This is a genomic window from Paracoccus sp. SSK6 (assembly GCF_039770665.1).
GTDB lineage: Bacteria > Pseudomonadota > Alphaproteobacteria > Rhodobacterales > Rhodobacteraceae > Paracoccus.
On sequence record NZ_JBDPNJ010000113.1, the window covers coordinates 1 to 389 of the forward strand.

The 389-nt window shown below is 63.5% G+C and carries 1 protein-coding gene; it reads right to left on the reverse strand.

Translation table 11 applies throughout. The annotated features are described in order from the left end of the window. Nucleotides 1-239 (reverse strand): hypothetical protein (locus tag AAIL68_RS17630; RefSeq protein WP_347141081.1); only part of this gene is annotated, 239 nt, incomplete at its 3' end. Nucleotides 240-389: the final 150 nt, after the last annotated feature.

Genomic DNA, 389 nt, shown 5'->3' on the forward strand with positions numbered 1-389 from the left:
GCGACACCCGTCTCATCCTCGAGCGTGATGAACATCACCCCCTTGGCCGATCCGGGCCGTTGCCGGACCAGCACGAGGCCCGCAGTCGCGCACCAGCGGCGATCCCGGCTGGCCATGGATTCGGCACAGGTGATGATCTGCCGCTGCTTGAGGGTCTCACGCAGAAACGAGACCGGATGCTGGCGCAAGCTGAGGCCGGTATGGCCGTAGTCCTTGACCACCTCGCGGCCCAGAGTCATCGGCCGGAGTGTAACATCTGGTTCTTCGGCTTCTGCTCTCGCATTGTCCTTCATCTTCCGTGAGGCGTCCACCTCTAGGTCCGGATCTCCCTCAGCCTCCTCCTGCCTCTGCAACTCCGACGCCCGTGCTGCGGCAAAAAGTGGCAGTTC